At 63.3% G+C, this 2,576-nt stretch carries 2 protein-coding genes; both read right to left on the reverse strand.

Annotated features, from left to right (window positions below):
• Positions 1-1,312, reverse strand: a 1,312-nt coding sequence (locus FEM54_RS30260) for a TldD/PmbA family protein (protein ID WP_138454032.1), incomplete at its 3' end; no start/stop codon positions are given.
• Positions 1,312-2,576 (reverse strand): TldD/PmbA family protein (locus FEM54_RS30265; RefSeq protein ID WP_138454033.1); only part of this gene is annotated, 1,265 nt, incomplete at its 5' end. The genes FEM54_RS30265 and FEM54_RS30260, both read right to left, overlap by 1 nt.

The raw sequence follows: 2,576 nt of genomic DNA on the forward strand, positions 1-2,576 counted from the left end.
GCGTTAGCGTCAGGCGCTTGACCAGCGCCCCCGGCAGCAGGTTGGAGGAGGTATTGCGCTGGCTGTACGTACTCGCCGACAGCAGCAGTTCCCGTTCCGAGGTCAGCGCTTCAAGCTGCGAACCGAGCAGGCTGTAGACACTGTCATCAAACCGCATGGTGCTCACCGGCGCCTTGATCTCACCGTCTTCGACCCAGAACGTCGCAAAGCGCGTCATGCCGGTCAGGCGTGCCGCCGGCAAGTCCGAGTAGTTCAGATACCACAGGTTGCTGATGTACAAGCCAGTGCCCAATTGCTTGAGGATATCGGCCTGGGGCAGGTTGCCTGCAGCCATCTGCAAGGCGCTGGGCGACTCGTCGCTGCTGGCGCCGTTGGTGCTCAGGCCATATTCGGCCGCGCTGCGCGAGTTGATCAGTTGGCCTTCGGCTTTGCCGGCGTTGATCAGGGTGACGTCGCCGCGTGGGTAACCTTCGGTGGAAAACGCCTGGCTCAGGGAGCCGCTGATCTGCTCATCGACCTTCACCAGTGGGCTCAGCGACTGCTCACCCGTGTAGAGCTTTTGCAAGCAACTGCCTTTGCTGGCGATGGCCTGGGCGGAAAACCCGCCCCACGTGACAATGCTGAAGATTTCTTCCAACGCCGCCGGGGCCAGGTAGGCGCGGTATTGGCCGGGAGGCAGCTTGTGCAGCGGGCGGCCAAGAAACTCCAGCTGCTCACGCGCCCGCTGGAAACGCTCAGTGAACTCGGCGCTGTCCCAGGTGTGCCCGGCGTAGCTGGCTTTCACCGCTTCGCCGTTGGCGTGGAACAGGCTGAAATCGAAGTTGAAGCTATTGGCCTGATGCCAGCCGAACGCGCCGTCGGAACTGGCAAAGCCACGGCTGATGGGGCCGGCAGCGTAGAAGCCCACCAGGTCCACACCTTCGGCGGCCTGGCTGATATCTGCCAGCACCTGGGCCAGTTCCGGCAGCGGTCGCAGTTGTTCGTTGTGGTTTTGCCAGGCGTTGTGGTTCAGCAGCAGGTACGGATCCTGCGGCAACAATGGCAAGGTTTTGCGCAGTTGTTGCAGGCCGTCGGCCAGGCGCTGGCGATCCAGCGCCGGCTCACCGGCAAGGGTGATACCGAGGTCGGCGTGACGGCCATCGTTGATCAGCTTGAGGTTGAGGCTGGCCTGTTGCACCTGGCCCGCTTGACGCACCTTGGCGTGGTTGAAGCGCACGAACTCGGACGACTCGTCAGCGTAGCCCAGGTGAAACTGTTCCTTGTCGGTGACGGCTTGCTTGAGCCAACCCACCAGTGCCTTGAAGTTATTCATCAGGCATCTCCCCCGAACACGTCGATATCACTGAACACACACGCCGGTGAAGCGTGGCCCACGCGGATCACCTGGTTGGGTTCGCCTTTGCCGCAGTTGGGCGTGCCCAACACCTGGAAGGTGCTGGCGTCGCCGACGGCGCTGAGGTTGCGCCAGAACTGCGCGGAGATGGCGCGGTAGTTGGGGTTTTTGACCACGCCCTTGAGTTCGCCGTTTTCGATCAACTGGCCCCACTCGCAGCCGAACTGGAATTTATTGCGCGCGTCATCGATGGACCAGGAGCGGTTGGTGCTCATCAGAATGCCGTGCTCGATGCCGCTGACCAGCTCAGCCTGGGTCTTGTCGCCGGCCTCGATATTGAGGTTGGCCATGCGGTCGATGGGCGGCCGATTCCAGCCGCACGCGCGGCTGTTGGCCACGCCTGGCAAGTTCGCGCGAAATTGCGACAGCGCGCCACCCAAGGGCTTGAGCAGCAGGCCATCGCGTATCAGGAATTGCTTGCTGGCGGCCGTGCCGTCGTCGTCATGCCCATAGCTGGCGAGCTGTTCGGGGATGTCCGGGTCGAAGGTCACGTTGAGCAAGGGCGAGCCGTATTGCAGGTGGCCGAAGTCGCTGGCCTTCACAAAACTGGTGCCGGCGTAGTTACGCTCATCGCCCAGGATGCGGTCCAGTTCCAGCGGGTGGCCGATGGACTCGTGGATCTGCAGGATCATCTGGTCGGGCATCAGCAGCAGGTCACGCGGGCCGTGGGGCGTGTTCGGCGCGAGCAGCAGTTGCAGGGCTTCATCGGCGACTGTGCGGGCGGCGCCGGCCAGGCCGAAGCGGCGAATCACGTTCGCACTGCCTTGCTGGCCGAAGTTGGTGCCGCCCAGGGTGCGGGTCTGGCTGTCGTTGCCGTCGAAGGCGGTGACGCTCAGGCCCGGAAAGACGAAACGCTGAGCCTGGCGCAGCTCGGCACCGGCGCTGTTGAGGTAGATCTGTTCAACCCGCGTGGTGCCCAGGCTGACTTCCCAACTGACCAGGCGCTCATCCTTGGGCACGCTGGCGGATTCATCGCCGAGCAGTTGGTAGCAGTCGCTCAGGGATGGGAAGGGCTGGTCGAGGTCGGGCGACAGGTAGTCGGCCACGTCACTGGAGACCTGTTGTGTGTGCAAGTCGAGCAGGGCATGGGGCGAAATCTGCCGGGCTTGCTGTTCGGCGCGCTCAAGGGCTGCTTGCAGGCCGGCGAGGGAAATGTCGTTGGTTGCTGCATAAGCTTCCACGC

The sequence above is a fragment of the Pseudomonas edaphica genome (assembly GCF_005863185.1).
Classification (GTDB): Bacteria; Pseudomonadota; Gammaproteobacteria; order Pseudomonadales; family Pseudomonadaceae; genus Aquipseudomonas; species Aquipseudomonas edaphica.